Annotated in this window: 25 protein-coding genes and 1 tRNA gene; 17 read left to right on the top strand and 9 right to left on the bottom strand. The window is 68.2% G+C overall.

Annotation, left to right across the window (positions count from 1 at the left end; genetic code table 11):
* Nucleotides 1-141 precede the first annotated feature (141 nt).
* The 7 genes from H7F53_RS17680 to H7F53_RS10905 all read left to right on the top strand — a co-directional run bounded on the left by H7F53_RS17680 (nt 142) and on the right by H7F53_RS10905 (nt 6,839).
* Nucleotides 142-291: a hypothetical protein gene (locus H7F53_RS17680; RefSeq protein ID WP_246438823.1), complete on the top strand. Its 150-nt coding sequence runs from the start codon at nt 142-144 to the stop codon at nt 289-291.
* Entirely contained in the window at nt 288-1,958 is a 1,671-nt protein-coding gene (locus H7F53_RS10930; protein WP_343062025.1) for an AAA family ATPase, read from the top strand. The genes H7F53_RS17680 and H7F53_RS10930 overlap by 4 nt, the downstream gene beginning before the upstream one ends.
* Before the next feature lie 120 nt (nt 1,959-2,078).
* A complete protein-coding gene (locus H7F53_RS10925) occupies nt 2,079-4,970 on the top strand; it encodes a phage tail length tape measure family protein (RefSeq protein WP_185679514.1) in 2,892 nt (963 codons plus the stop codon).
* A gap of 48 nt (nt 4,971-5,018) precedes the next feature.
* Nucleotides 5,019-5,249: a hypothetical protein gene (locus tag H7F53_RS10920; RefSeq protein ID WP_185679513.1), complete on the top strand. Its 231-nt coding sequence runs from the start codon at nt 5,019-5,021 to the stop codon at nt 5,247-5,249.
* Nucleotides 5,250-5,263: 14 nt separating this feature from the next.
* The gene (locus H7F53_RS10915) at nt 5,264-5,794 is read left to right on the top strand and encodes a hypothetical protein (protein ID WP_185679512.1); all 531 of its coding nucleotides are present in this window, start codon (nt 5,264-5,266) and stop codon (nt 5,792-5,794) included.
* Between the two features lie 10 nt (nt 5,795-5,804).
* Nucleotides 5,805-6,149: a head decoration protein gene (locus H7F53_RS10910; RefSeq protein ID WP_185679511.1), complete on the top strand. Its 345-nt coding sequence runs from the start codon at nt 5,805-5,807 to the stop codon at nt 6,147-6,149.
* A 15-nt stretch (nt 6,150-6,164) separates the two neighbouring features.
* Nucleotides 6,165-6,839: a hypothetical protein gene (locus H7F53_RS10905; RefSeq protein ID WP_185679510.1), complete on the top strand. Its 675-nt coding sequence runs from the start codon at nt 6,165-6,167 to the stop codon at nt 6,837-6,839.
* A 453-nt stretch (nt 6,840-7,292) separates the two neighbouring features.
* Here the strand turns inward: H7F53_RS10905 and H7F53_RS10900 are convergent, their stop codons facing one another.
* The 5 genes from H7F53_RS10900 to grxC all read right to left on the bottom strand — a co-directional run bounded on the left by H7F53_RS10900 (nt 7,293) and on the right by grxC (nt 9,387).
* Entirely contained in the window at nt 7,293-7,667 is a 375-nt protein-coding gene (locus H7F53_RS10900) for a hypothetical protein (RefSeq protein WP_185679509.1), read from the bottom strand.
* Nucleotides 7,640-7,716, bottom strand: a tRNA-Arg gene (locus H7F53_RS10895). The genes H7F53_RS10900 and H7F53_RS10895 overlap by 28 nt, the downstream gene beginning before the upstream one ends.
* Nucleotides 7,717-7,808: 92 nt before the next feature.
* Nucleotides 7,809-8,297 (bottom strand): DUF1178 family protein, encoded by a 489-nt coding sequence (locus H7F53_RS10890; RefSeq protein WP_185679508.1) that lies wholly within the window; start codon nt 8,295-8,297, stop codon nt 7,809-7,811.
* A 9-nt stretch (nt 8,298-8,306) separates the two neighbouring features.
* Nucleotides 8,307-9,125, bottom strand: coding sequence for a carbon-nitrogen hydrolase family protein (locus H7F53_RS10885; RefSeq protein WP_185679507.1), 819 nt, complete (start codon nt 9,123-9,125; stop codon nt 8,307-8,309).
* Between the two features lie 4 nt (nt 9,126-9,129).
* Complete coding sequence (gene grxC, locus H7F53_RS10880) at nt 9,130-9,387, bottom strand: glutaredoxin 3 (RefSeq protein WP_185679506.1); 258 nt, start codon at nt 9,385-9,387, stop codon at nt 9,130-9,132.
* Between the two features lie 218 nt (nt 9,388-9,605).
* On the opposite strand from grxC, the gene H7F53_RS10875 reads away from it, so the two are divergent.
* Entirely contained in the window at nt 9,606-10,082 is a 477-nt protein-coding gene (locus tag H7F53_RS10875) for an Hsp20 family protein (RefSeq protein WP_185679505.1), read from the top strand.
* 572 nt (nt 10,083-10,654) lie between these two features.
* Here the strand turns inward: H7F53_RS10875 and pyrG are convergent.
* From pyrG to tpiA, 3 genes are all read right to left on the bottom strand, one after another.
* On the bottom strand, nt 10,655-12,286 hold the full coding sequence (gene pyrG, locus H7F53_RS10870; RefSeq protein WP_185679504.1) for a CTP synthase: 1,632 nt from the start codon (nt 12,284-12,286) through the stop codon (nt 10,655-10,657).
* A 184-nt stretch (nt 12,287-12,470) separates the two neighbouring features.
* Nucleotides 12,471-12,806, bottom strand: coding sequence for a preprotein translocase subunit SecG (secG, locus tag H7F53_RS10865; protein ID WP_185679503.1), 336 nt, complete (start codon nt 12,804-12,806; stop codon nt 12,471-12,473).
* Between the two features lie 159 nt (nt 12,807-12,965).
* Entirely contained in the window at nt 12,966-13,739 is a 774-nt protein-coding gene (gene tpiA, locus H7F53_RS10860) for a triose-phosphate isomerase (protein ID WP_185679502.1), read from the bottom strand.
* A 303-nt stretch (nt 13,740-14,042) separates the two neighbouring features.
* Here tpiA and H7F53_RS10855 point away from each other — a divergent pair, with 303 nt between their 5' ends.
* The 7 genes from H7F53_RS10855 (at nt 14,043) to lexA (ending at nt 21,549) form a co-directional block, all read left to right on the top strand.
* On the top strand, nt 14,043-15,980 hold the full coding sequence (locus tag H7F53_RS10855; RefSeq protein WP_185679501.1) for a peptidyl-prolyl cis-trans isomerase: 1,938 nt from the start codon (nt 14,043-14,045) through the stop codon (nt 15,978-15,980).
* Between the two features lie 10 nt (nt 15,981-15,990).
* Nucleotides 15,991-17,520 carry an anthranilate synthase component I family protein gene (locus tag H7F53_RS10850; protein WP_185679500.1) on the top strand — a complete coding sequence of 510 codons (1,530 nt, stop codon included), beginning with the start codon at nt 15,991-15,993 and terminating at the stop codon, nt 17,518-17,520.
* A gap of 36 nt (nt 17,521-17,556) precedes the next feature.
* Complete coding sequence (locus H7F53_RS10845; RefSeq protein WP_185679499.1) at nt 17,557-18,330, top strand: bestrophin-like domain; 774 nt, start codon at nt 17,557-17,559, stop codon at nt 18,328-18,330.
* Nucleotides 18,331-18,398: 68 nt separating this feature from the next.
* The gene (locus H7F53_RS10840) at nt 18,399-18,983 is read left to right on the top strand and encodes an anthranilate synthase component II (RefSeq protein ID WP_185679498.1); all 585 of its coding nucleotides are present in this window, start codon (nt 18,399-18,401) and stop codon (nt 18,981-18,983) included.
* Entirely contained in the window at nt 18,980-19,975 is a 996-nt protein-coding gene (trpD, locus tag H7F53_RS10835) for an anthranilate phosphoribosyltransferase (protein ID WP_185679497.1), read from the top strand. Before H7F53_RS10840 ends, trpD begins: the two co-directional genes overlap by 4 nt.
* The gene (trpC, locus tag H7F53_RS10830; RefSeq protein WP_185679496.1) at nt 19,972-20,766 is read left to right on the top strand and encodes an indole-3-glycerol phosphate synthase TrpC; all 795 of its coding nucleotides are present in this window, start codon (nt 19,972-19,974) and stop codon (nt 20,764-20,766) included. The genes trpD and trpC overlap by 4 nt, the downstream gene beginning before the upstream one ends.
* A 96-nt stretch (nt 20,767-20,862) precedes the next feature.
* Nucleotides 20,863-21,549: a transcriptional repressor LexA gene (gene lexA / locus H7F53_RS10825; RefSeq protein WP_185679495.1), complete on the top strand. Its 687-nt coding sequence runs from the start codon at nt 20,863-20,865 to the stop codon at nt 21,547-21,549.
* On the opposite strand, the gene H7F53_RS10820 is transcribed toward lexA, so the two are convergent.
* The gene (locus H7F53_RS10820; protein ID WP_185679494.1) at nt 21,540-23,696 is read right to left on the bottom strand and encodes a ComEC/Rec2 family competence protein; all 2,157 of its coding nucleotides are present in this window, start codon (nt 23,694-23,696) and stop codon (nt 21,540-21,542) included. The genes lexA and H7F53_RS10820 overlap by 10 nt on opposite strands.
* Before the next feature lie 136 nt (nt 23,697-23,832).
* Between H7F53_RS10820 and gltX the strand changes: the two genes are divergently transcribed.
* Together gltX and H7F53_RS10810 are read left to right on the top strand one after the other, a co-directional pair.
* Nucleotides 23,833-25,290: a glutamate--tRNA ligase gene (gltX, locus tag H7F53_RS10815; protein ID WP_185679526.1), complete on the top strand. Its 1,458-nt coding sequence runs from the start codon at nt 23,833-23,835 to the stop codon at nt 25,288-25,290.
* A gap of 16 nt (nt 25,291-25,306) precedes the next feature.
* Nucleotides 25,307-26,587 carry a citrate synthase gene (locus tag H7F53_RS10810; RefSeq protein WP_185679493.1) on the top strand — a complete coding sequence of 427 codons (1,281 nt, stop codon included), beginning with the start codon at nt 25,307-25,309 and terminating at the stop codon, nt 26,585-26,587.
* Nucleotides 26,588-26,650: the final 63 nt, after the last annotated feature.

The raw sequence follows: 26,650 nt of genomic DNA, 5'->3' as shown, positions 1-26,650 counted from the left end.
GACGCCGCTCTGGCCCCGAAAATACCGTCACCTGGCCCAACGACCGCTCCTAAGCACACTCTTAAGAGCACGCTTAAGAGCGCTCGCTGCCTACCCAGGCAAGGCGGCCCCCGCCGGATGGATACGTTGCCCATGGGGCCTATGTGGTCCGTCACGACGCGGAGCCGGGGCGGTAAGCAACCGTTCCGAGCATGGTTCCGCGACCAGGACGCCGCCTTCGAGTATGGCCTCGGCAAGGCAGACAGCCAGGCGCTCCCGTTCTTCGACATGACCCCGGGCGGCGCCGAGTGAGCGCAGTAGCCGCCCTCCACCCCGCCGGCGACCCGCTCGTCAACGTCGAGGCCGAAGCCGCCTTCCTCGGCGCCGTGCTGATCGACAACAGCGTTCTCGAGCGGTTCGGCCAGATGCTCGGTCCGGCCAGCTTCGCCGAGCCGGTTCATGGCCGAATCTTCGAGCGTGTCGGCCAGTTGATGGGGCGCGGCGCGAAGGTCACACCCATCACCCTTCGGCCCTACTTCGAGGCGGACGAATCGTTGCGAGCGCTCGGCGGGGTGACCTACCTGGCACGCCTCACCGCTGACGGGCAGAGCCTGCTAGCCGCCGACCAGTTGGCCACTGACATTGCGGACCTCGCCGCCCGTCGCCGCCGGAGGGAATTGCTGGCCGAACAGATCGCGGCCTGCGCCGATGTCGGCCGCCCCCTCGACGATCTCACGGCCCTCGACGAACTCCGCCCCCGGGTCGCGAGGCTCGAAGGGCTCGATCTCGCTGCACTGGCCAACCGCGAACCGGCGCCGAAGTCTTTCATCATCCCCCGGCTTGCCCCCGCGGGAGAGGTCACCTTGTTCACCGGCGCCGGGGCAGTCGGCAAGTCGCTCCTCGCGCAGCAGCTTTGCACGGCACTGGCGGCCGGGGTCTCGACACTCGGCCTAGCGCTCGACCGACACCCCGCGGTCTACATGACGTGCGAGGACGACGCCGAGCAACTTCACTTCCGGCAGGCCCACATCTGCGACGCGCTCGGGGTTGAAATGCGCGACCTCGCAGGGGCTCTGCACCTGCGCAGCATGCGAGGCGAGGACAACGCGCTTGCCGCCTTCGATCTCGCCGGCCGGTTCACTCCCGCGCCGCTCTATCACCGGCTCGCCGATTGGATCCGGCGCACCGGGGCGCGGCTGGTCGCGCTCGATAACGTGGCCCACCTCTTCCCGGAAAATGAGAACGACCGCCGCGAGGTCACGCGGTTCGTCAACCTGCTCAACCGGCTGGCCGGGGAGACCGGTGCGGCGATCCTGCTCCTGGCGCACCCCAACAAGGCCGGCGACAGCTTTTCAGGGTCGACCGCCTGGCTCAACGCGGTGCGCTCGCAATTCACCCTCACCCGGCCGACCGAAGAAGGCGCGGACCCTGATCGGCGCACCCTCATCGTCGGCAAGGCGAACTACGGCGAGGCCGGCGGCGCCATCAACTTCCGGTGGCACCAGTGGGCGTTTGTCAGGGATGACGACCTTCCCGAGGACCAGCGCGCGGACCTCGAGGAGACCATTCGGGCGAACTTCGAGAACGCCGCATTCCTTCGCTGTCTCGACCTCCGCAATGAGCAGGAGCGGCCGGTGTCAGATAGCCCCGCCTCCCGGACCTACGCCCCGAAAGAGTTCGCAGCGATGCCAGAGGCGAAGGGTTGCACCCGGGCGCGGTTCGAGGCGGCCATGGAGCGGCTCTATCGGCTCGGCGAAATCGAGACGGGACTCGTCTGCAGGACCGGGCGAAAGGATCGCTTCGGACTGCGCAGGAAGTGCGCCGACCTCCGCGCTGACCCCGCGCCGACGGTATGCGCTGACCCCGCGCCGACCCCGCGCCGACCCGCGCCCTCACACACCCTATGTACTACGTACATGACGGGCGGGGCCGAAGACGGCCCCCCGCCCTCTCAGGATGAAGTGGAGGCGGACCAGTGACCCGCCCCCTCCCCAACCCGATCCATCTGCACAAGCGTCGCGACCGTGCCCCGCGGCGCTGGTGCTCTGTGAACGAAAGGGCCCGCCATGGGTGAAGCGATTTTTCCCGCCTTCCTGCAGTTGCGCTACAAGGACGATGGCTCGGCCAAGTCGGCTTTCCTCCGGGATGTCGACCAGGCTCTCGGCAGCGCTGAGTCCAGGTTCGCGGCATTTTCCGGGGAAGCCCAGAAGCAGCTAGATCGGGCACTCTCGATGCCCCGGACGGCCGGAGGTTCGCTCGACCTCGGCGCGGCGGCGGCGCGGGCGGCGGCCCAGGCGGCCCAGGCTCGGGCCATCGCTGCCCGGGAGATTGCCACGGCCACAGCGGCGGCGGCGCGGGCCGAGGGCGACTATAGCCAACAGGCCCGGCTCGCGACTGCGGCGGCCGATGCGCTGGCAGTCGAGAGCGAACAGGCGGCGCGGGCGGCAAAGGCTCACGCCGACGCGCTGGCGCAGGTGCAGCGCGAGCTCGATCGGACTGCCTCGGCGACCGATGCGGTGATCGTCGGCGGCAAGCGGCTGGTGGCCGCGAACGACCAGGGCGCGGTCTCGGCGGGGCAGCATCGGGCCGCCATGCAACAGTTGGCATGGCAGATTGGCGACGTAACGCAGGGCCTTGCGATGGGCATTTCGCCCCTGACGATCTTCGCCCAGCAGAGCGGCCAGGTCGTGCAGGCCCTCAGCCTCGCCCGGGGCGGCGCGACCGGGCTGCTCGGCTTCCTGGCCTCCCCTTGGGGGGCGGTTATCACTGGGGCGGCCATGATTGCGGGCCAGTTCGCCGGCAAGCTGCTCGAATCCGGTGAGGCCGCGGAGACCGCCGCCGACAAGTACCTCACCGCCGCGGACGCTGCGCGGCAACTTGCCGGGGCGCAGAACTCTTTGCGGTACGTCGAGCGGTCGATGCAGCGCAACGCGCTGGTCGAGGAACAGCTCGCACTCGAGAACCTGATCGCCCGCAAGCCGGGTGCCAGTGACCCGAACGCGATGCCGTGGAACCGGACCTATGGCCTCGACGGTGCGAAGCGCCGCTTGGCCGAGGTGAAGCAGGCGCTCCTCCCGCTCAACAACGAACTGCGCTTGGCGGATGAGATCTCGGACAAGCTCGCGAAATCGTCCGAACAGGCCGCCAGGGGCACGGCCCGGCACGGTGGCGCGGCTCGCACCGCGGCCCCTGCTCTGTCCGCCTACAGCCGGGCGCTGGCATCCGTAGCTGCCGCCTACGACCGGATGAACGAGGGGAACGCCTGGGGCTCGGCCAGCCTCGCCGGACGGATCGAGGCAATGGCCGCGGCAACGGATCCCGCGAAGATCATCGGCGCGCCAGCCGCGGAGAGCGTCACCGTTTGGGACGCGATCAAGAGCGCGAACGAGGGTGCGCTCGCCGCGATGGGTGACCTCGCCACGGCCACGGGCCGGTGGAATGCGGAACTCGACGTGGCCGCAGACCGGCTTGCGGCAACGGGTCGCATGGGGGCAGACCTGGCGGCGGTATCGCGAGCCTTGCGCGGCAATTTCGCGGGCATCGGCGGCGCGGCAGGGGTGGCGCTCAGCACTGTGTTCGCGGCTCCGGCGGGTCGCAACGCCGACGGCAGCATTGCGCGGCTGGGTGATCGGATCGAAGCCATCTTCGCCGAGCGCGGCGCCTTCGGCCAGACCATGACCACGATCCTACAGGGCGCCGGCTCGGGCCTGGCGGTTGGCTCCGTGATCTTCGGCCAGAACAACGGCTCGGCGCAACTCGGCGGAGCGATCGGTGGCGCGCTGGGGCAGTCGGTCGGGGACAAGATCGGCGCGAAGGTCACGGGTGCCCTGGGCAAGGCGCTCGGACCCCTTGGCGCGATCGCCGGCGGCCTGCTCGGCGGCCTAGTCGGCGGCATCTTCTCGAGCCGGCCGCGCGGCTCGGGCACGGTCACTCAGGACGGGGTGACGGCCAGCGCGAACAACGGGGCGGTCAAGGCGACGCTCGACTCCTTCGGGCTGGGCCTGCAGCAGGCCATCACCAAGATCGCGACGCAGCTTGGCGGCCGGGTCGGCTCCTACGACGTGGGGATCGGCAGTTACCGCGGCGGCTACTACCAGGTCGCGGCCAGCGGCTCGGACCAGTTCCTCGGCCAGGCTCAGTATTCGGCCAAGTCCGGGCAGGCCCTCTATGACGGCCTCGACGCGACCGCGGCGCTGCGGGCGGCGATCTCGAACGCGATCCAGGACGGGGCAATCCAGGGCGTCCGCGCCAGCACTCAGACGCTCCTCAAGGCCGGCAAAGACATCGAGGCCCAGTTGTCGAAGGCGATCTCGTTCGAGGGGGTCTTCACCCGGCTGAAGGAGAACACCGACCCGGTGGGGGCCGCGCTCGACACGCTCAACAAGCAGTTCTCAGACCTGAAGGACGTGTTCGCCGAGGCGGGTGCCTCCGCCGAGGAGTATGCCGACCTCGAGAAGCTCTACGGCATCGAGCGCAGCAAGGCGATCAAGACGGCGTTCGATCAGGTCTCGGGCTCGCTGAAGTCGCTGCTCGACGATCTCGGCATCAACAACACGGCGCGGTCGCTCCGGGAGCGCGAGAGCCTGGCCCGCGCGGCGCTTGATCCTCTCTCGGCCAGGGTCGACGCCGGCGATACCAGCGCCTTTGGAGACTACGCCCAGGCCAGCCGTACCTATCTCGACATCGCGCGGCAGTTGTACGGCAGCCAGGCCGGGTTTTTCTCCGCTCAGGACGCTATCTCGGGCCGGGCCCGCTCTGCGCTCGACCGGCAACTCGCCATCGCCGAGGTCGCGACCAGCCGAGACAGCCCGTTTTCGACCGGCACGCGGGCCAGCGACAGCGCCAGCGTGGAATCGGCGATCAACCGGCAGACCGACGCGCTCCTCGCCGCGCAGCAGGGCGCGAACGACAACCTCGCGCAAATCCTGCTCACCCTCCGCAGCCAGTCCACCGGCTCCGCGCTCCCCGCGGCGGCCGGCGGGTACTGGTGACCCGCAACCCCCGAATCCGTGCCGAACTCTAGCGAAAGTGAGACCAACATGACGATCAATGCTCAATCCACCACCGCCCAGGCCGTCGCCGCCGCGGTGCAGTCCAACCCTGCATTCAACCGCGCCCTCGCCGATCATCTGGTCGCCGGCGGCAAGCTCAGCGCCGACGAGATCAAGGTCGCTCTCACCGCGAACGTCTCGGACCGGGCCAACGCCGCCGCCATCCGCGCGGGATGGTCTCGGGCCGCCGCCGCCGCCAACGCCCACTTCGGGCTGTGAGAGGGGGAAGCACCATGGCAACCCGCGCAACCGCCAAAGCCTCCGCCTTCGAGCCACCGCTTATCCGCAACACCACCACCGGCAAGCTGACCGCGCTCGCCGAAATGGACGCTGGCGACCTCATGCCTTTCCTGTCGGCGGCGCAGATGGAAACGATCGCCGCGCGGTTTCCGGCCTATCAGGCTGGGGCCGCCGCCGAGTTCGAGGCAACCCGGGTCTCGATCGTCGCCCAGGCCGTCGCCGCCGACCCCGAATGTCAGGGCAAGGCTGACGTGGCGCTCGGCTTTCTCGCCGACGAGAACTTGGCCGGCGTGAACGGCGAGGGGCTGGTCCGCCTTATCAAGGCCGCGGCGTCGCCCCTCCTCGCCGAGGAGGCGCGGCACGCGGAGGACCGGGCCTTCATGCGGGAAATGCTGGCCCAGAGCCGCAACTCCACCATCGACGCCGGCAACGGCGGGGCCGCCGCACCGCAAGATGCAGTCGCCCGCGGATGGAAGCGCGCAGCCGACCAGGCGAACGCGCGCTTCGGGCTGGGGGAAGGCTGACATGCCCATCATGACCGCCACCCCCGGCGATTGGGAGTTTCTGTCCCATGGCGCCCGGGACAACCTGGTCCTGATCGCCGGCCAGAACCTCCGCGCGGGCACCGTCCTCGGCCGGATTTCCGCCTCCGGGCTGTTCACCATCCTTGCCCCGGCGGCGGCGGACGGGTCGCAGAACGCGGCGGCCATCCTCGGCCAGGCGACAGACGCCACCGGGGGCAACCGGTCCACCTCAGGCCTCCGCACCGGCCCCGCCGAGGTCCTCGGCAACCGGCTGCTCTGGCCCGCCGGCATCACCACGCCCCAGCGCAACGCGGCAATCTCCGCCTTGGCCGCGCTGGGCATCAAGCTTCGCTGAAGAAGGGAACCACCAATGAGCAAGAAATCCTCTATCGAAACCATCCGCCAGGCATTCGCTGATTTCGACTTGGGCCCGATCGCTGGGCGCATTGCCGATGCGAAGGCCGACCTCTCCCGGATCGAGAACGCCATCGCCGCCGCGCAGGCTCGGCAGAGCGAAATCGTCGCCACGAAGGCCAAGCTTACCGCTGAGGGCGCGGTAGGCGTCGCGCTCGCCGAGGCCCTGCTCGCAGACCCGAGCACTTCGACGGCCGAGATCGCGGTCGAGAGCGTCGCCACGCTCGAGGCCGAGTTCGAAGGGCTGCGCAGTGCAGTGCAGGAACTCAAGCGCCGTCACCATGAAGTCGAAGCGCAGTTGGACGCCGTGACCATGATCGCTTGGGAGTCGGTGATCGCAGCGGGCCAGCCCTTGGGCGAGATCGTGCGCGCTCGCGTGGACAAGGCCTTCAACGCGCTCATCTCCGCCTATGCCGACGCGGCCACCGTGAGCCGCGCGCTGCGCATCGGGTACGAGGTGACCGAAGATTGCCGTCGGGTCCTCCAGGTTGCGGTCTCCCAGGGCGGCCGGCTGGTGAAGCCCAACACCTTGGCCCCGGCGTCGACCGAGATCGCCTCCACCTTGGCCCTCATCGCCGAGCGGTGCTCGGGCCTCGCGATGGATGTCGAATCGCCCGTGCACATCGGGTGACATAACGAGATGGGCGGCCGCTTTTCCTTATGGGCGGTCGCTCTACCTCGGGTTGGGGCCCGGGGGTGAGGCGGCGGGGCCAGTGCAGTCCCGCCGCCTTTTCATGCCCGCGAACTGAGACTTCGAACTGAGCGATTGCCGCAAACCGCCCCCTGGCATCAAAAACGGGGTCCCGAAGCGCTTCACCTTGCCGACCCCCCAAAGGTAGGACCCGCGATTTCCTCAGGAGGGGGCGCCAGGTTGGCAGAGATGGGGCTCGCAGCGTCGATCCGGGGGCGAGATGGGCACGACCAGCCCTCACCTCTTCCCATGCCCTCCTAGGCCCTCAAATCGCCTCGCCTGGCATCGGTCAAACTGACTGAGGAAACTGAGCGAATGGGCCCTCGAACTCCCCTCAGTTTGAAGGTCCGGAAATGACGGAATCGCGCGGCTTACCGAGCCACGGCGCAAAGGCTATGCCCGAGCCAGCTTCGCACGATAGGCCGCCCAAACTGAGTGGGCTGCGTCGAGCAAGTCATCATTCCCGCGCATCTTTGATTTTCTCGTGAGGTAAGCCCTCAGTTCCGCCCAACTGGTGACGTTCGGAAGGTCCTTGTCGGAGAGGGCGTCCCTCACAAAATCACCTTGCGGCGTGTGAGTGCTTCTACGCTGGCTGAGATATTCCTTGAAGGTCATTGCGCCCCATATCGCGAAGTGGAGCAGCCGCCCATCCTCGAGCGCCGCGTGATTGTACGGTGATTTCAATTGCGCCGGGCGAGTATAGATTCGTCCCCCAAGCTGCATAGAAACGGCGGAAAACGTGGTGCGCCCGGCGGGATTCGAACCCACGGCCCCAAGATTAGGAATCTTGTGCTCTATCCTGCTGAGCTACGGGCGCCCGCGGTTCTCTTAGGGGTTGCGGGTGACCATGGCAACGCAGCGGATTGCGCGCCGCCGGTTGGTTGGCCCGCCGGTTAGTTGGCCTGCCGGTTAGTTGGCTTGATCGGGCGGGACCACCGGGATCAGCAGCGGAGCCACCGGAACCCCCTCCTCGATTAGCTCGCGCGCCTCGGCCGGGGTGGCTTGGCCATGGATCGGCTCATGATCGCGTTCGCCATAGTGCATGGCCCGGGCCTGATCGGCGAACCGGTCGCCAACCCAGCGCGATGATTTGATCGCCTCGGCCTGAGCCAGAGCAACCGCGCGGAGCATGGCCACGGCTTCGGGCGGCAACGGCGGGACGGAGGAGGCGACCGGAATGGGCGCGGAGGCCTGCGGCGTCGCGCGGGCGGGTTCGGGCAACTGGTTGCCCTTGCGCCCCACGTTCGGCGCCATCACCGCCTTGGCTACATCGTCAGCGCCGCACACGGGGCACGACAGCATTCCCGCTGCGCGCTGCCGCTCGTAATCGTCATTCGTACTGAACCAGCCCTCGAAGCGGTGACCGGCGGCACGGCATTCAAGATCGAACACAATCATGGTGCCGCCTTAATTGGGAACTGGGCGGCGATTGGCAAGACTGGGCAATTGGGCACGTACCGTCGCGATTCGGGTCGGATCGAGATCCACCAGCCCCAATCCGGCGTGCTCGCCGCCAAGGTCCATCAGCACCTCGCCCCAGGGATCGATTGCCAGGCTATGGCCATAGGTGGATCGACCATCGGCGTGCTGCCCGACCTGGGCGGCCGAGAGGACGAAGGCGCTCGCCTCGATCGCGCGGGCCCGCTGCAACACATGCCAGTGATCGCGCCCGGTCGGAACGGTGAAGGCCGCGGGGATGGCGATGGCATCGCAAGCCTCGCGGCCGAGCGCCTCGAACAGGGCGGGAAAGCGGATGTCGTAGCAGATCGCCAGACCGAGCCGGCCGACCGGCGTATCGGGCACCACGGTCACCGCCTCGCCGGGAGCATAGGCGTTCGATTCGCGCCACGATTCACCCGTCGCCAGATCGACGTCGAACATGTGGAGCTTGTCGTAGCGCGCACGGATCACCCCGGTGCCGTCGATCACGAAGGCCCGATTGGCATATCGCGGACCGGTCCCGCGCACCGCCAGCGAACCCAGCGCCACCCACAGCCCCGTCCGTGCCGCCGCCTCGCAGACCACGGCCAGCACCGGGTCATCCGCCTCGGTCGTGATGGACTTGGCAGCACGCTGACGGTCACGATCGACCAGGCCGGACATCTCCGGAGTGAACAGCATGGCCGCGCCCTCGCGCGCGGCCTGCTCGATCGCTGCCACGATCGTGCGGCCATTGGCAGCGGGATCGATCCCGCTGGTCATCTGCAGCAGGCCAACGCGCACCAAGCGTTCAGACTCCCAGCGCCGCGTCGAGCGATCCGGCACGGTCGAGCGCGTGGATATCGTCGCATCCGCCATAGGCGACATCATCGATAAACACCTGCGGCACCGTCCGCGCACCGGGATTGCGCGCGGCCATCTCGGTACGTTTGGCCGTGTCCATCGTCACGTCATACTCGGTATAGGCGACCCCCTTAGCGTCGAGCAGTGCCTTGGCCCGGGTGCAATAGGGGCAGCCCCACTGGGTATAGATCTCAACTTTCGCCATGATCGATCCTTGTTGTTCACCATGCGGGGCCGCGCCAAGCGTGCGTTCACGCCTGCTGCAACTGATCCGCACGGCCATCCGGCAACCAGCCCTTGAAAGCCGTCGCGGCTATCATATCTCACCGATCGTGTCATGGGCCGAGCCCGGCCATGACACGCTGCCGGGATGCCCGTCGGGGTCCCGTCGGTCCTGAAATTGCTCAGATGAGGATTTTTGCCATGACCCGTTTCGATTTCACCCCTTACCGCCGCAGCACCGTCGGTTTTGATCGCCTGTTCGATCTGCTGGAGAATGCCTCGCGCAATGGCGCGAGTGAGAACTATCCGCCCTTCAACATCGAACGGCGCGGTGAGGACGCCTATCGCATCACCCTGGCGGTCGCTGGGTTCAAGCCGGCCGACCTCGACATTACCGCGCAGCAGAACCTGCTTATCGTGCAGGGACGCAAGAACGAGGATAGCCAGGCCAACGGCCAGTTCCTCCACCTCGGCATTGCCCAGCGCGCGTTCGAGCGCCGCTTCGAATTGGCCGACTTCGTGCGCGTCGAAAATGCCAATCTCGAAGACGGACTGCTGGTGATCGATCTTGTCCGCGAGGTGCCTGAAGCGATGAAGCCGAAAAAGGTGGCCATCGGCACCCAGAAGTCTCTGAGCGTGGTGGACATTCCTGCCGCCAGTCGCGATCAGGCCGCCTGACCTAGGGGCGAACCCGGCGCAAGCGGTCAACGTAGGCTTAGTGCTCGGCTTGTCGGCCCTATCGCCGCCAAGCCGGGCCTTCGCTCCTGCCTCGATGGTCAAATGGAAAACATGTTGGGGGTGGATCTGGGATGACCCACCCCCGCGACGCTGATGCGCCGCCTCGTCCCATCATGATCGTCCGGGTCGCAAAAGACGATCAATCGCGGGACAAGCCCTGGCAACTCGGCAGCATTTCGCAATACTACCGCGGCCGAATATCTTAGTGTGCCCCCGCTCCGCTCTGGTCTTGCGCCCGTCGGAACCTATCGTTGATCGCTTTCTCGCTTGCGTAGAATAATCGAATGCATACCTCTTCCCGTCAGGTCGGAGGGGTAATCGCTATCGATTTCATTTGGCAAGCCCCTTCGCAGCATCTGCCCTTTTTTTTACAAGCGCTGGGGTGGAGCGGCCTAGCCAAAAGCGCCGCCGCGCTCCCACCCGCGGGCTACCATTTCCCGGATCGGGTAGAAAATCGTCAAAGTGCGTAATGGGACAAGGGGACGGCCTGAAGAGGTGCCCAGGAAGTCCGTTCAGACGAGTCGCGCCTGTTGCAACGCCGCGCCGATGAAGCCGCTGAACAGCGGATGCGGGGCGAAGGGACGGCTCTTCAGTTCCGGGTGGAACTGTACACCCACAAACCAGGGGTGGTCCGGGCGCTCGACAATCTCGGGCAGCAGCCCATCCGGCGACATACCCGAGAAGACCAGTCCACCCTGTTCGAGTGCGTCCCGATAGGCGCAATTGACCTCATAGCGGTGGCGATGACGCTCGCTGATCTCCTCGGCGCCATAGATCGCCGCGACGTGACTGTTGCCCGCCAGCTTGGCGGGATAGGCGCCAAGCCGCATGGTGCCGCCCAGATCACCGCCCTCGGCGCGGGTCTGCAGGCCCTCCTGGGTCATCCATTCGGTAATGATGCCTACCACCGGTTCGCCGGTCGGGCCGAACTCGGTCGAGGATGCTCCGGCAATCCCCGCGGTGTTGCGGGCCCCTTCGATGCAGGCCATCTGCATTCCCAGGCAGATCCCGAAGAACGGCACCTTGCGTTCCCGAGCGAAGCGCACGCTGGCAATCTTGCCTTCGGTGCCGCGCTCGCCAAAGCCGCCGGGCACCAGAATACCGTGCATCGGCTCGAGGTGGGCGGCGATGGTCTCGTCGTCCTGCTCGAACACCTCGGCATCGAGCCACTTGATGTTGACCTTGACGCGGTGCGCCATTCCCCCGTGGACGAGCGCCTCGTTGAGCGACTTGTAGGCATCCTGCAGGCCGACATACTTGCCGACCACACCGATCGTCACCTCACCCTCAGGGTTCTGATAGCGGTCGACGATATCATGCCAGCGCGACAGATCCGGCGCAGGCGCGGTCAGCCCGAAATGACGCAGCACCTCGGCGTCGAGCCCTTCCTGGTGGTACTGCAGGGGCACGGCATAGATGCTTGATGCATCGAGCGCCGGGATCACCGCCTCGGTCCGGACATTGCAGAACAGCGCGATCTTTGCACGCTCGCTCGCCGGGAGCGGCTTCTCGCAGCGGCATAGCAGCAGGTCGGGCTGGACCCCGAGACTGGTCAGCTCGCGCACCGAATGCTGGGTCGGCTTGGTCTTCAGCTCACCGGCGGCGGCGATGTAGGGCACCAGGGTGACATGGACCGAGCAGGTCTGTTCGCGCCCCAGTTCGTTGCGCAGCTGGCGCAGCGCCTCGATGAACGGAAGGCTTTCGATATCGCCGACGGTCCCGCCGATCTCGCACAGCACGAAGTCCAGATCGTCGGTCGCATCCTGGGCGAAGGACTTGATCGCGTCGGTCACGTGGGGGATGACCTGCACGGTTGCGCCGAGGTAATCGCCGCGGCGCTCTTTGGCGATGATCTGCTGGTAGATCCGGCCCGACGTGATGTTGTCCGACTGGCGCGCCGACACGCCGGTGAACCGCTCGTAATGCCCGAGGTCAAGGTCGGTCTCGGCGCCGTCGTCGGTCACGAAGACCTCGCCGTGCTGGTAGGGGCTCATCGTCCCCGGATCGACGTTGAGATAGGGATCGAACTTGCGGATCCGCACCCGGAACCCACGGGCCTGGAGCAAAGCCGCCAGGCTTGCCGCCATAAGACCTTTGCCGAGCGAGGAAACCACGCCGCCGGTGATGAAGATGTACCGCGCCATGGGAGTCGGGCCTTAAATGCTGCGAGGGGCGCAGGGCAAGGCCAAGGCGCCAGGATGTGGAGCTAATCCACAGCTGCCGCGACCAGCCATATCCCGCGGGCGTGCGGAGCAAGAGGCCGCACGCCGCCCTTCGGAAGGAAACCAGGGACGAAATCGGCGCCGGGACACCATCCCGGCGCGGTGCTCAGGTGGCCTGAGGAGCCGGTTGGGCGCCCGCGGCCGGAGCCAGCGGATCGACCGGGGCCTGAACCGGCGCCACGTCACGCTTGAGCGAGGTGTCAATCGCACGACCATTGCCGGCGCCGGCCGCCATCGCCGCCAGCACGATCGACAGGACGACGAACACCGTGGCAAGGATCGAGGTGGTCCGGCTCAGAAAATCGGCAGCGCCGCGCGCCGACATGAAGCCGGTGGGGCTGCCGCCGGTGCCGAGGCCGCCGCCTTCGGACTTCTGCATCAGGATGACGCCGACCAACAGGGCCGCGACGATCGCCTGGACGACCATGATAAAGATGAACACGGGCAAAACTCGTTGTCCGGAGGGAAAGTTGAGCGCCATCTAGGCGTGCGGGAGCCCGCTGGCAAGGCATGGAGCCGATTACGAAACGGCTCCCGCAGCCCGGCGAACACTTCGTCGCTGGGCGCCAAGGACCGTGCGACGCCTGGCCTGGGGGTCGCCTCAGTCGTCGCTGCGCGCGGAATGGGCGGCAGCGACGATTGCGAGGAAGCTCTCCGCGGTCAGGCTCGCTCCACCGACCAGCGCCCCGCCGACGCCCTCGGCGGCCAGCAGGTCGCGCGCGTTATCGGCATTGACGGAACCGCCGTAGAGAATGCGGACCTTGTCGCCCAGCTCGGCGCTCCAGGCGATCAGCGTCGCGCGAATCGCCCGGTGCATGGTGATCACATCGTCCACCGCCGCGACCCGGCCGGTGCCGATCGCCCAGACCGGTTCGTAGGCCACGGCCACGCGCGCCATACCTGCCTCTTCGGCCAGGGCAGCAGACGGCAGCGAGGCGGCGACCTGCGCCTGGACCACGGCTTCGGCCTGCCCGGCATCGCGCTCGTCCAGCGTCTCGCCGACGCAGACGATGACCCCGAGCGTGCTCGCCAGCGCGGCTTCCGCCTTGGCCTTGATCAGGGCATCGCCTTCGCCATGATCGCGGCGACGCTCGGAATGGCCGACAATGACGAAATCCGCTCCGGCATCGGCGAGCATGGCAGCCGCCACGTCACCGGTATGCGCCCCCTTGACCTCGGGGTGGCAATCCTGCCCGCCGGTGCCGATGGCCTGTGCCTCCGACGCAATCGCCTGGACCAGCGTGAACGGGGGCGCCAGCCCGACCTGGACATCCGGATAGCGTCCGGCCGCCCGGTCGATGGCGCGGGCCTCGGCCAGCATGGCGCGGGTCCCGTTCATCTTCCAGTTTCCGACGATGTAGGGCCGATGTGGCATAAAAATTCCCTGAAATCTTGATTTTAGATGAGCATAGTGCCGAATCCGGAGGGAATTGGCGGCTCTCCGCGGCGCTGCTAGGCCAGCCACGCCCCGGCTGTCAAAACGCGACCATACAGTTTTTCACGATTTGCCGACCTGCGCCCGGCCCCTACCCTATCCCCCTGCCCTATCCCCCTGCCCAGTCCCCCCTGCCCTGATGGTGGCCGCGAGGATGGCCGCCCCGTTGCGGTGCGACGATTTGGTCCCTAAAGCCCCGCTGACGTCCTCAGCCCCGCCGGGGCCCCACAGTCGAGCCCGCCGATGCTGCATTTCTTCCGGTCCTTCATGCATTCCAAGATTGGCGTCGTCTTCGCGCTGATCTTCCTGGCACTGATCGCCCTGGCCTTCGCCGCGGGCGATGTGGCCGGAATGCGGAATGCGGTCACCGGCAACGATGGACGTGTCGCCACGGTAGGCGGCCGTGGCGTCGATGCCAGCGAGCTGGCCCAGGCCGCGACGAGCGCGGTCGAACAGCTCAAGCGCGACAATCCCCGGCTGATGATGAAGGCCTTCGTGGCGGGCGGCGGACTCGGCACCGTCCTTGATCAGACGATCGATCGGGCTGCGATCGCCGAATTCGGTGAGCGTCACGGGGTTATCGCCAGCGACCGGCTGGTGGACAGCGAGATCGCCAAGATCCCTGCTTTCCAGGGTCCCGACGGGAAGTTCAGCGACGCCGCGTTCCGCGCCCTGCTGGCGCAGCGCGGCCTGACCGAGGCCACAGTGCGGCGGGAACTGGCCGATGGCCTGATCGCGCGCCAGCTGCTCACCCCGGCCGCGCTCGGCGCGCGCATGCCGGGCGGGCTGGTGCTGCGCTACGCCGCCCTTTTCGCCGAGCGCCGGACCGGCACAATCGCCCTGCTGCCGGCCGCGGCCTTTGCCCCGCCGGCGGCGCCCGCCGAAGCCGAGGTGACGGCCTATTACAACGCCAACCGAGCCCGTTATGCCCGGCCCGAGCGCCGCACGGTCCGCTTTGCCGTGTTTGACGAGACGGCACTGAAGAGCGTGCCGGCCCCGACCGAGGCCGAGATTGCTGCCCGTTATACCGCCAACAAGGCTGCCTATGCCCCCAGCGAGGACCGGCGGGTCAGCCAGCTGATTCTCCCCACCGAAGCGGCCGCCAAGGCGGTGCTGGCCGAACTGGCGGGAGGCCGCACGCTCGAGGCCGCCGCTTCCGCCAAAGGCCTGGCCGTGGCCAAGCTCGGCCCGCTGAACCGCGCGGCGCTGGCAAACCAGGCCAACGACGCCGTAGCCTCGGCGGCCTTTGGGACCACCGCTGGCAAGACTGCCGGCCCGGTGCGCGGGCCGCTCGGTTGGGTTGTGCTGCGGGTGGATGCGATCGACGCCAAGCCGGGCAAGTCGCTCGATCAGGCGCGGCCTGAGATCCTCGCAGAACTGAGCCTGCAAAAGCGCCGCGCCGCGCTGACCGATTTCTCGGCCAAGGTCGAGGACGAGTTCGACAACGGCGCCTCGCTGGGCGACGTCGCCAAGGAGCTGGCGCTGACCATCACCGAAACCCCGGCACTGACCGCCGATGGCCAGGTGTTCGGCACTGCCGGACAGAAAGCCCCGGCCGAGCTTGCCCGCGTGCTGGCGACCGCCTTCGCGATGGAGCGCGAGGGCCAGCCGCAGCTTGCCGAGATCGAGCCGGGCAAGACCTTCATCGTGTTCGATGTCTCGCGCATCACCCCTTCGGCCCCCGCCCCGCTGGCTGAGATCAAGCCGCAGGTGATGACCGACCTGCTGCTGCAGAAGGGCGCGGCGGCGGCCAAGGCTGCGGCGGAGAAGGTCCTCGGCCAGGTCAAGCAGGGCCAGGAACTGGGCGCGGCCGTGGCCGCTTTAGGTGTGCCGCGGGTGCCCCCGGTCGACCGGATCGAACTGGGCCGCGAGGACCTGGCGCGGCAGGGCCAGCAGGTGCCGCCGGCCCTCGCCCTCCTGTTCTCTATGGCCAAGGGAACCACCAAGGTTCTGGCCGCGCCCGGCAACCAGGGTTGGTTTGTCGTCTCGCTGGCGCAGATCGTGCCGGGCGATCCGGCCCGCGTGGCTCCGATGCTGCCCGCCGCCGCGCGGGAATTGTCCGGGCTGACCGGACGCGAGTACGCGGCCCAGCTGCGCGCCGCGATCCGCCAGGAGGTCGGCGTCAAGCGCAACCAGGCCGCGATCGACGCGGTCGCCCGCCGTCTGGTCGGCACCAACTGAGCCCGCCGGGATGAGCCTGCTTCCGGAATCCGCCGGCCCAGAGAACGCGGCCGCCGCCGCTGCTCAGCTCGCCCGTGGCGAACCGGCGCTGGTCTGGCGTCGTCTGGTGGCCGATACCGAAACTCCGGTTGGGGCCGCGCTCAAGCTGTTCGAGGAAGGCCGCGGCGACTTCCTGCTCGAATCGGTCCAGGGCGGGGAAGTGCGCGGCCGATACAGTCTGCTCGGGCTGGCGCCAGACCTGATCTTCCGCGCCACCGGCCGGGTTGCCGAGGTCAACCGCAACTGGCCGACTGATCCGTCTGCCTTCACCCCCCAGCCCGGCGACAGCCTGAGCGAGCTGCGCGCGCTGGTGAACGCGTGCCGCATTGCCGTGCCGGCCGAGCTGCCGCCCGCGCTCGCCTGCCTGGTCGGCTATTTCGGCTATGAAACCATCGGCCTTGTCGAGAAACTGCCCCGGGCTCCGCAGAGCACGCTCGCCCTGCCCGACATGCTGTTCGTCCGGCCCACCCTGGTGCTGGTGTTCGACCGGCTCAGCGATGCGCTCTGGTGCGTTGCCCCGGTGTGGCCCGGCGCGAGTGCGCCCGAGGCGCTGATCGGTGCGGCAGCCGACCGAATCGACGCGGCGCTGGCCCGGCTGGCCCGTCCGGCGCAGACGGCGCCGCCGCCTGCCGACCTGCCCGAACCGGTGCGCACCCCGGTAATGGCGCCCGAGCGCTATCGTGACATGGTGCTGAAGGCGCAGGACTACATCACCGCTGGCGACATCTTCCAGGTCGTGTTGGCGCAACGCTTCACCACGCCCTTCACCCTGCCGGCAGTCGCACTCTACCGCGCGCTACGGCGGGTGAACCCCTCGCCCTTCCTCTATTTCCTCGATCTGCCCGGCTTCGCCCTGATCGGCTCGAGCCCGGAAATCCTGGTGCGCATCCGTCACGGCGAGGTGACGATCCGGCCGATTGCCGGCACCCGTCCGCGCGGCCGCACCCCTGAGGACGATGCCGCGCACGAAGCCAGCCTGCTGGCCGATCCCAAGGAGCGCGCCGAGCACCTCATGCTGCTCGACCTCGGCCGCAATGATGTCGGCCGGGTCGCCGCCAAGGGCACGGTCCGGGTCACCGAAAGCTACACGATCGAGCGCTACAGCCACGTCATGCACATCGTCTCGAACGTGGTCGGACAGCTCGACACCGCGCGGCATGATGCGATTGACGCGTTGTTCGCCGGATTCCCGGCGGGCACCGTCTCGGGCGCGCCCAAGGTCCGCGCCTGCGAGATCATCGCCGAGCTCGAGCCGGAAACCCGCGGCGCCTATGCCGGCGGGGTCGGCTACTTCGCACCCGACGGGTCGGTTGATTCGTGCATCGTGCTGCGCACCGCGGTGCTCAAGGACGGAGTCATGCATGTCCAGGCCGGGGCCGGTATCGTCGCCGATTCCGTGCCTGCCAGCGAGCAGGCCGAATGCGAGAACAAGGCCGGGGCCCTGTTCGCTGCGGCGCGCGAGGCGGTGCGGGTGGCCAGCGAGGCCGGTTACGGACAATAGCGCCCGCTGCGGCGGGCCAGGGGGAGGGCAGCGCGGATGGCGGGACTCGATGATTTCCTCGGCGCGGCTCCGCTCTGGTTGGTCGGCGCGCTGCTACTGGCTGCGCTGGTCCTCGCCGCGCTGGCCGGACGCTGGGTCCGCCTGACCTATGCCGCCGATCCCCGCCCCGAATCCCCCGATAGCTACCTGCTTTCAACCGCGCTCGCCCTGCTGGGCCTGCTGATCGCCTTCACCTTCTCGCTCGCCGTGGCGCGCTACGATGACCGCCGCGAGGCGGTGATCCGCGAGGGCAATGCGATCGGTACGGCCTGGCTGCGCGCCGGGCTGGTCGCTGGGTCCGAGGGTGAGGCGCTGCGTGACCGCCTGCGCGGCTATGCCGATCTGCGCGCGGCGCTGCCCACCGCGCCCGACCGCCGCGCGGTCGAAGCCGCCTCGGCGCGGGCGCAGACCGCGGTGTGGGCTGCGGTGCGCGCCGCGCTTGTCCGGCTTGAGCCGCCGCTCGGCGCCACGCTGGTCAATGCCGCCAACGAGATGTTCGATGCCGCCGCGGCCCGCAAGGCCGAGCGGGAGGCGCGGATCCCCGGCCGGGTGCTGGACGTTGTCAGCCTCTATGCTGTGATCTCGGCCGGCATCGTCGGCTATGTCACCGCCCGTCGCGGCAGCCTGCGACCGCTGCTCGAGGCAGGGGTGTTGTTCGTGCTCCTGACCCTGGCGCTCACCCTGATCCTTGATCTCGACCGGCCATGGTCAGGCGCGATCACCATCTCGGCCGCGCCCGTGAGCGAGGCGCGCGCGGCGATGGGTACCTGACCGGATCCTGCTGGCGAGGGCGAGGAATTGCTTGATCCGGCCCGCGAAGGCTGAAAGAGGCAGCTGCCATGATCCTGGTCATCGACAACTACGACAGCTTCACCTGGAACCTGGTCCACTACCTGATGGAGCTGGGCGCCGCGGTCGAGGTGGTGCGCAACGATGCACTGACCGCCGCACAGGCGCTCGATAGCGGGGCCGCCGGCTTTCTCCTCTCGCCCGGTCCCTGCACCCCGAACGAAGCCGGAATCAGCCTCGATCTGGTTGGCGCCGCAGCCGATGCCGCGCGGCCACTGCTCGGGGTCTGCCTGGGCCACCAGTCGATCGGGCAGCACTTCGGCGGACAGGTCGTGCGCGGCGGGCTGATGCATGGCAAGACCAGCCCGGTCAGCCATGACGGCACCGGGGTTTTCGCCGGCCTGCCTTCGCCCTTCACCGCGACCCGCTACCACTCGCTGATCGTCGAGGACATTCCGCCGGTGCTTGCGGTCAACGCGCGCAGCGACGACGGCCACGTCATGGGCTTCCGCCACGTCGCCCTGCCGATCCACGGGGTGCAATTCCACCCGGAGTCGATCGCCACCGAACATGGCCACGCGATGCTCGCCAACTTCCTGATGCTGTGCGGGATCACGCCGCGCCTCCCGGCATGACCGCACTTCCCCCGATCACCGCCGATCCGCTGGCCGAGGACGAAGCCGAGGCCGCGTTCGGCGCGATGCTTGATGGCCTCGTCCCCGACGCTGAGATTGCCGGCTTCCTCGTCGCGCTGGCTGACCGCGGCGAGCAGGCCGGCGAGATCACCGGGGCCGCCCGCGCGATGCGCCACCGCATGATTGCTGTGCAGGCTCCGCCGGGAGCGATCGATGTCTGCGGCACCGGCGGAGACGGACTCCACACGCTCAACGTCTCGACCGCGGTCAGTCTGGTCGTCGCCGCTTGCGGGGTGCCGGTGGCCAAGCACGGCAACCGCGCCGCCAGTTCCAAGGCCGGTGCGGCCGACACGCTCGAGGCGCTGGGCCTCAACCTCGACCGGCTGGCCGAAACTGCCGAGGACACGCTGCACGATCTGGGCATCGGCTTTCTGTTCGCCGGACGCCATCACCCGGCGATGGGGCGCATCATGCCGATCCGCAAGGCACTGGGCCGGCGCACGATCTTCAACCTCATGGGACCGCTGGCCAATCCGGCCGGGGTCACGCGGCAGCTGGTCGGCATCGCCCGGCCCGCCTATGTCCCGATCTATGCCGCAGCGATCGCCGCGCTGGGAACCGAGCGGACCTTCGTCGTTTCGGGCGACGAGGGGCTCGACGAGCTCAGCCTGGCCGGCGGCAACGAGGTCGGCATGGTCGAACAGGGCCGCGTCGCGCTGCGGCGGGTGACCGCCGCCGAGGCGGGGCTGCCATCCGCGCCGGTCGAGGCGATCCGCGGCGGCGATCCGGCCACCAATGCCGCGGCCCTGCGCCGCCTGCTGGCGGGCGAACCGGGGCCCTACCGTGACGCCGTCCTGTTCAACGCCGCCGCCGCGCTGCTGGTGGCTGGCGAGGCCCAGGACTGGGCCGCCGCCGCCGAGGAGGCGGCCGAGGCCATAGACAAGGGGCTCGCCAAGGCCCTGCTCGATTGCTGGATCCAGACGCTGCAATGACCGACAAGCTCACCGAAATCTGCGCCGCCACCACGGCTGAGGTCACCCGTCGCAAGGCGCTGCTCAGCCTAGCCGAACTCGATGCGCTGGGCGCTGCCCAGTCCGCGCCGCGCGGCTTCGAGGCGGCCCTGCGGCGTGCCGCGGGGTCCGGCTTCGGCCTGATCGCCGAGATCAAGAAGGCCTCGCCGTCAAAGGGCCTGATCCGCGCCGATTTCGATCCGCCGGCCCACGCCCGCGCCTATGCCGAGGGCGGCGCCACATGCCTGTCGGTGCTAACCGACGCCCCCTATTTCCAGGGGCATGAGGACTATCTGGTCGCAGCCCGCGCCGCCTGCGCGCTGCCCGTGATCCGCAAGGACTTCATGGTCGATCCCTGGCAGTGCGCCGAAGCCCGGGCCATCGGTGCCGACGCGATCCTGATCATCGTCGCCGCGCTCGACGATGGACAGATGGGCGAGATCGAGGCTGCCGCGCTGGAACGCGGCATGGACGTGCTCGTCGAGGTCCACGACGAGGCGGAAATGGAGCGCGCGGCCCGTCTGCGCTCGCGACTGGTCGGCGTGAACAACCGCGATCTCAAGCGCTTCGTCACCGATCTGGCCGTGACCGAACGGCTCGCCCCGCTGGCGCCGGAGGGTGCCCTGCTGGTCGGAGAAAGCGGCATCAACCACCATGCCGACCTGCAACGCCTCGCCGCGGCCGGAGTGCGCAGCTTCCTGGTCGGCGAAAGCCTGATGCGTCAGGCCGATGTCGTTACCGCGACGCGCAACCTGCTGGGCACCACCGCTTGACGGGCTGAGCCAAGTTGCCTAGATGTTCCGCGTTCGTTCACTGAACGATGCAGGAACATCGGAGTCCGGCATCGTCCATGCCGGGAGTAGAGTGCCATGCTGACGCGCAAGCAGCACGAGTTGATCCGGTTCATCCAGGCCCGTCTCGAAGAGACCGGCGTGTCACCATCTTTTGAGGAAATGAAGGAGGCACTCGATCTTCGCTCGAAGTCAGGCGTCCATCGCCTGATTTCGGCGCTGGAAGAGCGGGGCTTCATCCGGCGCCTGCCCAACCGCGCCCGCGCACTCGAAGTTCTGCGCCAGCCGGACGACGTGAGCGCCAAGGTGGCGCCGCCGCCCCGCCCCAGTGCTCCGCCGCCGCAGTTGCGCAGCCCGGTCGTCACCGCAGCGCCGGCCAACGACGTCATCGAACTGCCGCTGCACGGCCGGATCGCCGCTGGCGTGCCGATCGAGGCGCTGGAAGGTCAGTCCACCCTACCCGTCCCGGCCGCCCTGCTCGGCCCGGGTGAGCATTACGCGCTCGAGGTGTCAGGCGATTCCATGGTCGACGCCGGCATTCTCGATGGCGATTTCGCGCTGATCCGCCGCACCGATAGCGCGCGGGACGGTGAGATCGTGGTCGCGCTGGTGCGGGGCGAAGAGGCCACGCTCAAGTACTTGTACCGCGAGCAGGGCCGGGTGCGGCTCGATCCGGCCAATGCCGCTTACGATCCGCAGTTCTACGCCCCCGGCGAGGTGATGGTGCAGGGCAAGCTAGCGGGCCTGCTGCGGCGCTACCACTGAGCGGCAGGCGGTGCCGCCGGGGACCACCTCGGGGGAACCGGTTGGTCGGTTCGTCCCGCTGGCAAGGTCGGCGGCGGCACCTGCCAGCCATGGTCGTCGCGCTCCCGGCGGACTGTCTCGATCCGGCCTGCAAGCAGGTCGATCGCGACCCCACCCGTCTGCGCCAGGCTGTGCCGGTCGATCTTGCGCCAGCGAGGCCGGCAGCTGGCCGGCAGCCAGCGCGGCGCTATCACCAGGTCGACGCGCTCGCAGGCTGCCGCCAGGTCGCGCAGTGGCACAGGATCGGAGCCGCGCGCCAGCAGCAGGTGCCATGAGCGCGCGCGTCGCTGCAACACGACACTGCAAAAGTCGGTGTTGCAGGTCGTCTGCGGCAGACCAGTCAGTGGCACCAGGGTGGTATCCAGCCCAGCCATCTCGTTGAGTCGATCCTGCGCGAAGCCCGGCCGGGGATCGCGCAGGACTGCCAGATGACCTGGCACCAGCCCGGTCACCGCGACGTGGCGACCATCGTTCGACACCAGCACATCGGGTGCGCGCGCGGTGAGCGCAGCCACGCCGCCCAGCGCAATCGGCAGCAGGCCCCAGCGCCGGACTGGGCCGGGCCACAGGGCCAGCCACAGGCCGCCTCCAAGGAGCAGCAGGAAGGGGCCGGGTCCGAAGGCAGGGGTCAGCGCGACAGCGGCAGGAACCTCGGCCACGCCGTGGGCCAACCGCAGAAGCAGGGCAAGCGCCTGTCCGGCACACCACCAGGCCGGCGCGCCGAGCCCGACCAGGTCAAGCGCCAGCGCCAGGGCAACGGCCGGCATGATCACGAAGGTGGTGAGCGGGATCGCCACGACATTGGCCAGCGCACCGAGCAACCCGGCCCGGTGAAAATGGAACAGTCCGATCGGAAGCAGTGCCAGCTCGATCACCAGCCCGGTGAGCAGCAAACCGCCAAGCCGGCGCATCCCCGCCTGCCATGCCGGTTCCTCGCGGGCGGCCAGCCGGTCCCGCACTGCCGGCACCGCATGCAGCGCGACGATCGCCAGCACGGCCGCAAAGCTCAGCTGGAAGCTGGGGCCAATCACGGCTTCGGGCCACGCCAGCATAACAACCAGGGCCGAGAGCGCGAGCAGGCGTAAGGACAGGGGGTCCCGCCCCAGCGCAACAGCCAGGAGGACCAGCAGGGAGCCAACCAGGCTGCGCACCGTCGGCACTTCGGAACCGGTCAGCACCGTATAGAAACCACCCGCGACCGCGGCTCCCATCGCAGCCCACAGCGGCAGCCGCAGCCGCAGGGCCAGCCATGGCCACAGCGCCAGCAAGCGCAGACCCACAAGATAGCCGGCGGCAACCACGGCACTGACATGCAGGCCGCTCACCGAGAGCAGGTGGCTCAATCCTGCGTCGCGCATGGCCTCTTCATCGGCCCTGGCGATCCCGCCGCGGTCGCCACTGGCCAGCGCCGCCGCGATCCCGCCGGCCGAACCCGGCAGGCGGGTCGTGATATGCGCGGACAGCGTTGCCCGTAGCGCCGGCAACCCCGGCGCTGTCTTCCCCGCCGCCTGAACCGCAATCGGGCCCAGCGCCACGCCTGTCGCGGCCAGGCCCTCGAACCATGCGGCCCGGGCAAAATCATAGCCTCCCGGCAACAGCGGCGGCGCCGGAGGCATCAACCGCACCTTCACCCGGACCCGCGCCCCGTCGCCCAGGTTCGCGGGCATGGCCGCCTGCGGCACACGCAGCCGGACCCGGATCACCCGCCGCAGCGACAACGGATCGCGCGTGGCCAGCACCAGGCGCCATTCCCCGTCGGCCGGCCGGATGATACGGGACAGCACCCGGCCCTCGATCATGCCGGCAAAGGGGCGGGCAATACCTGGCGTGCCAACCAGCTCGGATCGCATCCAGACATGGGCGACCCCGGCGGCCAGCACCGCCGCCATGGTGCCCAGCGCGATCCGACCGAGCGGCATGGACGCATCGCTTGGCCGACGCTTCAGCGCGGCCACGCCCCCGAACAGGCCGAGTCCGATAAACGCCACCCACTGCCCGGCACGTGGCAAGGCGAACCATGCCGCAATGCCACATGCAAAGGCCACGGCCAGCCAGGCCGCCCCATCGTACTGACGTTCGGCCAGAAACCTCTCGATGCGGCGATTCATGGCGCAAGCCCGCTGGACAAGCCGACCCGCCTGCGCCAAGAGGCGCGCTGCGTTGCAGCGGCGCCTGGCGGTGGGGGCGTGAAGGCCGGAACGGCAACGCGGGCCATGACGTCATAAGGACAGGAATAGAGGCATGATGGCAAGCAGCAGGTTGACTGACGCGGCGACTGACAGCGGTCGTGGCGTGGTAACCCGCTTCGCCCCCTCGCCCACCGGCTATCTCCACATCGGCGGCGCGCGCACGGCCCTGTTCAATTGGCTGTTTGCCCGCCATCATGGCGGCAAGTACCTTTTGCGCATCGAGGATACTGATCGCTCCCGCTCAACCGAGCCTGCCATTGCCGCGATCTTCGACGGGCTGGACTGGCTGGGCCTGGGCGGAGACGAACCGCCGGTGTTCCAGTTTGCCCGCTCCGACCGCCACGCTGCGGTCGCCCACGCCCTACTGGCAGCGGGCAAGGCCTACCGCTGCTATCTCACCAGCGAGGAACTCGCCGCCCGGCGGGAACGCGCGCAGGCCGAACGCAAGCCCTTCCGGATCGAGAGCGAATGGCGTGATGCGACCCCCGAGACCTGGCCGGTCGATCAGCCCTATGTCGTGCGCATCAAGGCCCCTCGCGAAGGCGAAGCGGTGATCGAGGACCTGGTCCAGGGCAAGGTGACCGTCCGCAACGAGGAGATCGACGATTTCGTCCTCCTGCGCAGCGATGGCACGCCCACCTACATGCTGGCCGTCGTGGTTGACGACCATGACATGGGCGTGACCCACGTTATCCGTGGCGACGATCACCTCAACAACGCCTTCCGCCAGCTTGTGATCGTCCGCGGCATGCAGGCGATCGAGGGCGGCTGGTTCGATCCGGTCTATGCCCATGTCCCGTTGATTCACGGGTCTGATGGGGCCAAGCTGTCGAAGCGCCATGGTGCGCTCGGCGTCGACGCCTATCGCGACGAGCTTGGCATTCTGCCCGAAGCCCTGTTCAACTATCTGCTCCGGCTCGGCTGGGGACACGGCGACGACGAGATCATCAGCCGGGCCCAGGCACAGGAATGGTTCGATATCGCCCACGTCGGCAAGAGTCCCTCGCGATTCGACCTTGCCAAGCTGCAGAACCTGAACGGCCACTATCTGCGTGAAGCCGATGATGCCGCGCTGGCGGCGCTGGTTGCGCCACGGATCCCGGATGAGCCGGACCTGGACCTGCTGACACGGGCCATGCCGGTGCTGAAGGTCCGGGCCCGTGACCTGAACGACCTGGCTGCCGGAGCCGGCTTCCTGTTCGCCCAGCGTCCACTATCGCTCGACGACAAGGCGACGGCCCTGCTGACCACCGAGGCGCGCGCCCTGCTGGGCCAGATCTCCGAGCTGCTGAGCGGTCACGCCGACTGGACAACCGCAGCGCTAGAGGCCACGCTCAAGCAGGCCGCCGGGGACTGGGGCCTTGGCCTGGGCAAGCTGGCGCAGCCTTTGCGCGCGGCGCTGACCGGGCAGACAACGTCGCCCGGCATTTTCGACGTGCTTGAATTGCTCGGACGGGACGAAAGCCTCGCGCGGATCGCCGCGCAGGCGGTTCCGGCTGCGAATGCCTTATAAGTAAGGAGTTGGACAGGTGGGTAACGCAAAGCTGAACGCCGGTGGCGCCGATTTCGAATTTCCCGTGCTGAGCGGCTCGGTCGGCCCGGACGTGGTCGACATCCGCAAGCTCTATGCCCAGACCGGGCTGTTCACGTATGATCCCGGCTTCACCTCGACCGCCAGCTGCGAGAGCGCGCTGACCTACATCGACGGCGACGAGGGCGTGCTGCTCCATCGCGGCTATCCGATCGGCCAACTGGCCGAGGGCTCCAGCTTCATGGAGGTCTGCTACCTGCTGCTCAACGGCGAACTGCCGAGCCAGGCCGAACTCACCGATTTCACCCGCACGATCACGCGCCACACCATGGTGCACGAGCAGCTCAGCAGCTTCTTCAGCGGTTTCCGCCGTGACGCACACCCCATGGCGGTGATGTGCGGCGTGGTCGGCGCGCTCTCGGCCTTCTACCACGATTCGACCGACATCTCCGATCCCGACCAGCGCCGGATCAGCGCCCACCGCCTGATCGCCAAGATGCCGACGATCGCAGCGATGGCCTACAAGTATTCGGTCGGCCAGCCCTTTGTCTATCCGCGCAACGATCTGTCCTATGCCGGCAACTTCCTGCGCATGACCTTCGGCGTTCCGGCCGAAGAATACGAGGTAATCCCGGCGGTCGAGAAGGCGATGGACCGGATCTTCATCCTCCACGCCGATCATGAGCAGAACGCGTCGACCTCGACGGTGCGGCTCGCCGGATCCTCGGGCGCCAATCCCTTCGCCTGCATCGCGGCCGGCATCGCCTGCCTGTGGGGCCCGGCGCATGGCGGTGCGAACGAAGCCGCACTCAACATGCTCAAGGAAATCGGGACTCCGGACAAGATCCCGCACTACATCGCACGCGCCAAGGACAAGAACGATCCGTTCCGCCTGATGGGCTTCGGCCACCGCGTCTACAAGAACTACGATCCGCGCGCGACGGTCATGCAGAAGACCGTCCGCGAGGTGTTCGACGCACTCAAGGTCACCGACCCGCTGTTCGAGACCGCGCTGCGGCTTGAGGAAATCGCACTCAACGATCCTTACTTCGTCGAGAAGAAGCTGTTCCCCAACGTGGACTTCTACTCGGGCATCATTCTGTCGGCGATCGGCTTCCCGACCACCATGTTCACTGTGCTGTTTGCCCTGGCCCGCACCGTTGGCTGGGTGGCGCAGTGGAACGAGATGATTTCGGACCCGGGCCAGAAGATCGGCCGTCCGCGGCAACTCTACACCGGCCCGACGCAGCGCGACTACGTGCCGCTCAGCCAGCGCTGATCGCGAGACCAACCGAGCAAGAAACGGCGCCGATCCCGGGATCGGCGCCGTTGTTGTTGGTGG

The organism is Novosphingobium piscinae, assembly GCF_014230355.1.
Lineage (GTDB): Bacteria > Pseudomonadota > Alphaproteobacteria > Sphingomonadales > Sphingomonadaceae > Novosphingobium > Novosphingobium piscinae.
The sequence above is the reverse complement of the archived record's forward strand: the minus strand, read 5'-3'. Positions and strand labels throughout refer to the sequence as shown.

What these genes read in the sequence shown, in the direction of transcription:
- H7F53_RS17680 (WP_246438823.1), top strand. Translation starts at nt 142, where the DNA reads ATGTGGTCCGTCACGACGCGGAGCCGGGGCGGTAAGCAACCGTTCCGA.
- H7F53_RS10920 (WP_185679513.1), top strand. Translation starts at nt 5,019, where the DNA reads ATGACGATCAATGCTCAATCCACCACCGCCCAGGCCGTCGCCGCCGCG.
- H7F53_RS10915 (WP_185679512.1), top strand. Translation starts at nt 5,264, where the DNA reads ATGGCAACCCGCGCAACCGCCAAAGCCTCCGCCTTCGAGCCACCGCTT.
- H7F53_RS10910 (WP_185679511.1), top strand. Translation starts at nt 5,805, where the DNA reads ATGACCGCCACCCCCGGCGATTGGGAGTTTCTGTCCCATGGCGCCCGG.
- H7F53_RS10905 (WP_185679510.1), top strand. Translation starts at nt 6,165, where the DNA reads ATGAGCAAGAAATCCTCTATCGAAACCATCCGCCAGGCATTCGCTGAT.
- H7F53_RS10890 (WP_185679508.1), bottom strand. Translation starts at nt 8,297, where the DNA reads ATGATTGTGTTCGATCTTGAATGCCGTGCCGCCGGTCACCGCTTCGAG.
- grxC (WP_185679506.1), bottom strand. Translation starts at nt 9,387, where the DNA reads ATGGCGAAAGTTGAGATCTATACCCAGTGGGGCTGCCCCTATTGCACC.
- H7F53_RS10875 (WP_185679505.1), top strand. Translation starts at nt 9,606, where the DNA reads ATGACCCGTTTCGATTTCACCCCTTACCGCCGCAGCACCGTCGGTTTT.
- pyrG (WP_185679504.1), bottom strand. Translation starts at nt 12,286, where the DNA reads ATGGCGCGGTACATCTTCATCACCGGCGGCGTGGTTTCCTCGCTCGGC.
- tpiA (WP_185679502.1), bottom strand. Translation starts at nt 13,739, where the DNA reads ATGCCACATCGGCCCTACATCGTCGGAAACTGGAAGATGAACGGGACC.
- H7F53_RS10855 (WP_185679501.1), top strand. Translation starts at nt 14,043, where the DNA reads ATGCTGCATTTCTTCCGGTCCTTCATGCATTCCAAGATTGGCGTCGTC.
- H7F53_RS10850 (WP_185679500.1), top strand. Translation starts at nt 15,991, where the DNA reads ATGAGCCTGCTTCCGGAATCCGCCGGCCCAGAGAACGCGGCCGCCGCC.
- H7F53_RS10845 (WP_185679499.1), top strand. Translation starts at nt 17,557, where the DNA reads ATGGCGGGACTCGATGATTTCCTCGGCGCGGCTCCGCTCTGGTTGGTC.
- H7F53_RS10840 (WP_185679498.1), top strand. Translation starts at nt 18,399, where the DNA reads ATGATCCTGGTCATCGACAACTACGACAGCTTCACCTGGAACCTGGTC.
- trpD (WP_185679497.1), top strand. Translation starts at nt 18,980, where the DNA reads ATGACCGCACTTCCCCCGATCACCGCCGATCCGCTGGCCGAGGACGAA.
- trpC (WP_185679496.1), top strand. Translation starts at nt 19,972, where the DNA reads ATGACCGACAAGCTCACCGAAATCTGCGCCGCCACCACGGCTGAGGTC.
- lexA (WP_185679495.1), top strand. Translation starts at nt 20,863, where the DNA reads ATGCTGACGCGCAAGCAGCACGAGTTGATCCGGTTCATCCAGGCCCGT.
- H7F53_RS10820 (WP_185679494.1), bottom strand. Translation starts at nt 23,696, where the DNA reads ATGAATCGCCGCATCGAGAGGTTTCTGGCCGAACGTCAGTACGATGGG.
- gltX (WP_185679526.1), top strand. Translation starts at nt 23,833, where the DNA reads ATGGCAAGCAGCAGGTTGACTGACGCGGCGACTGACAGCGGTCGTGGC.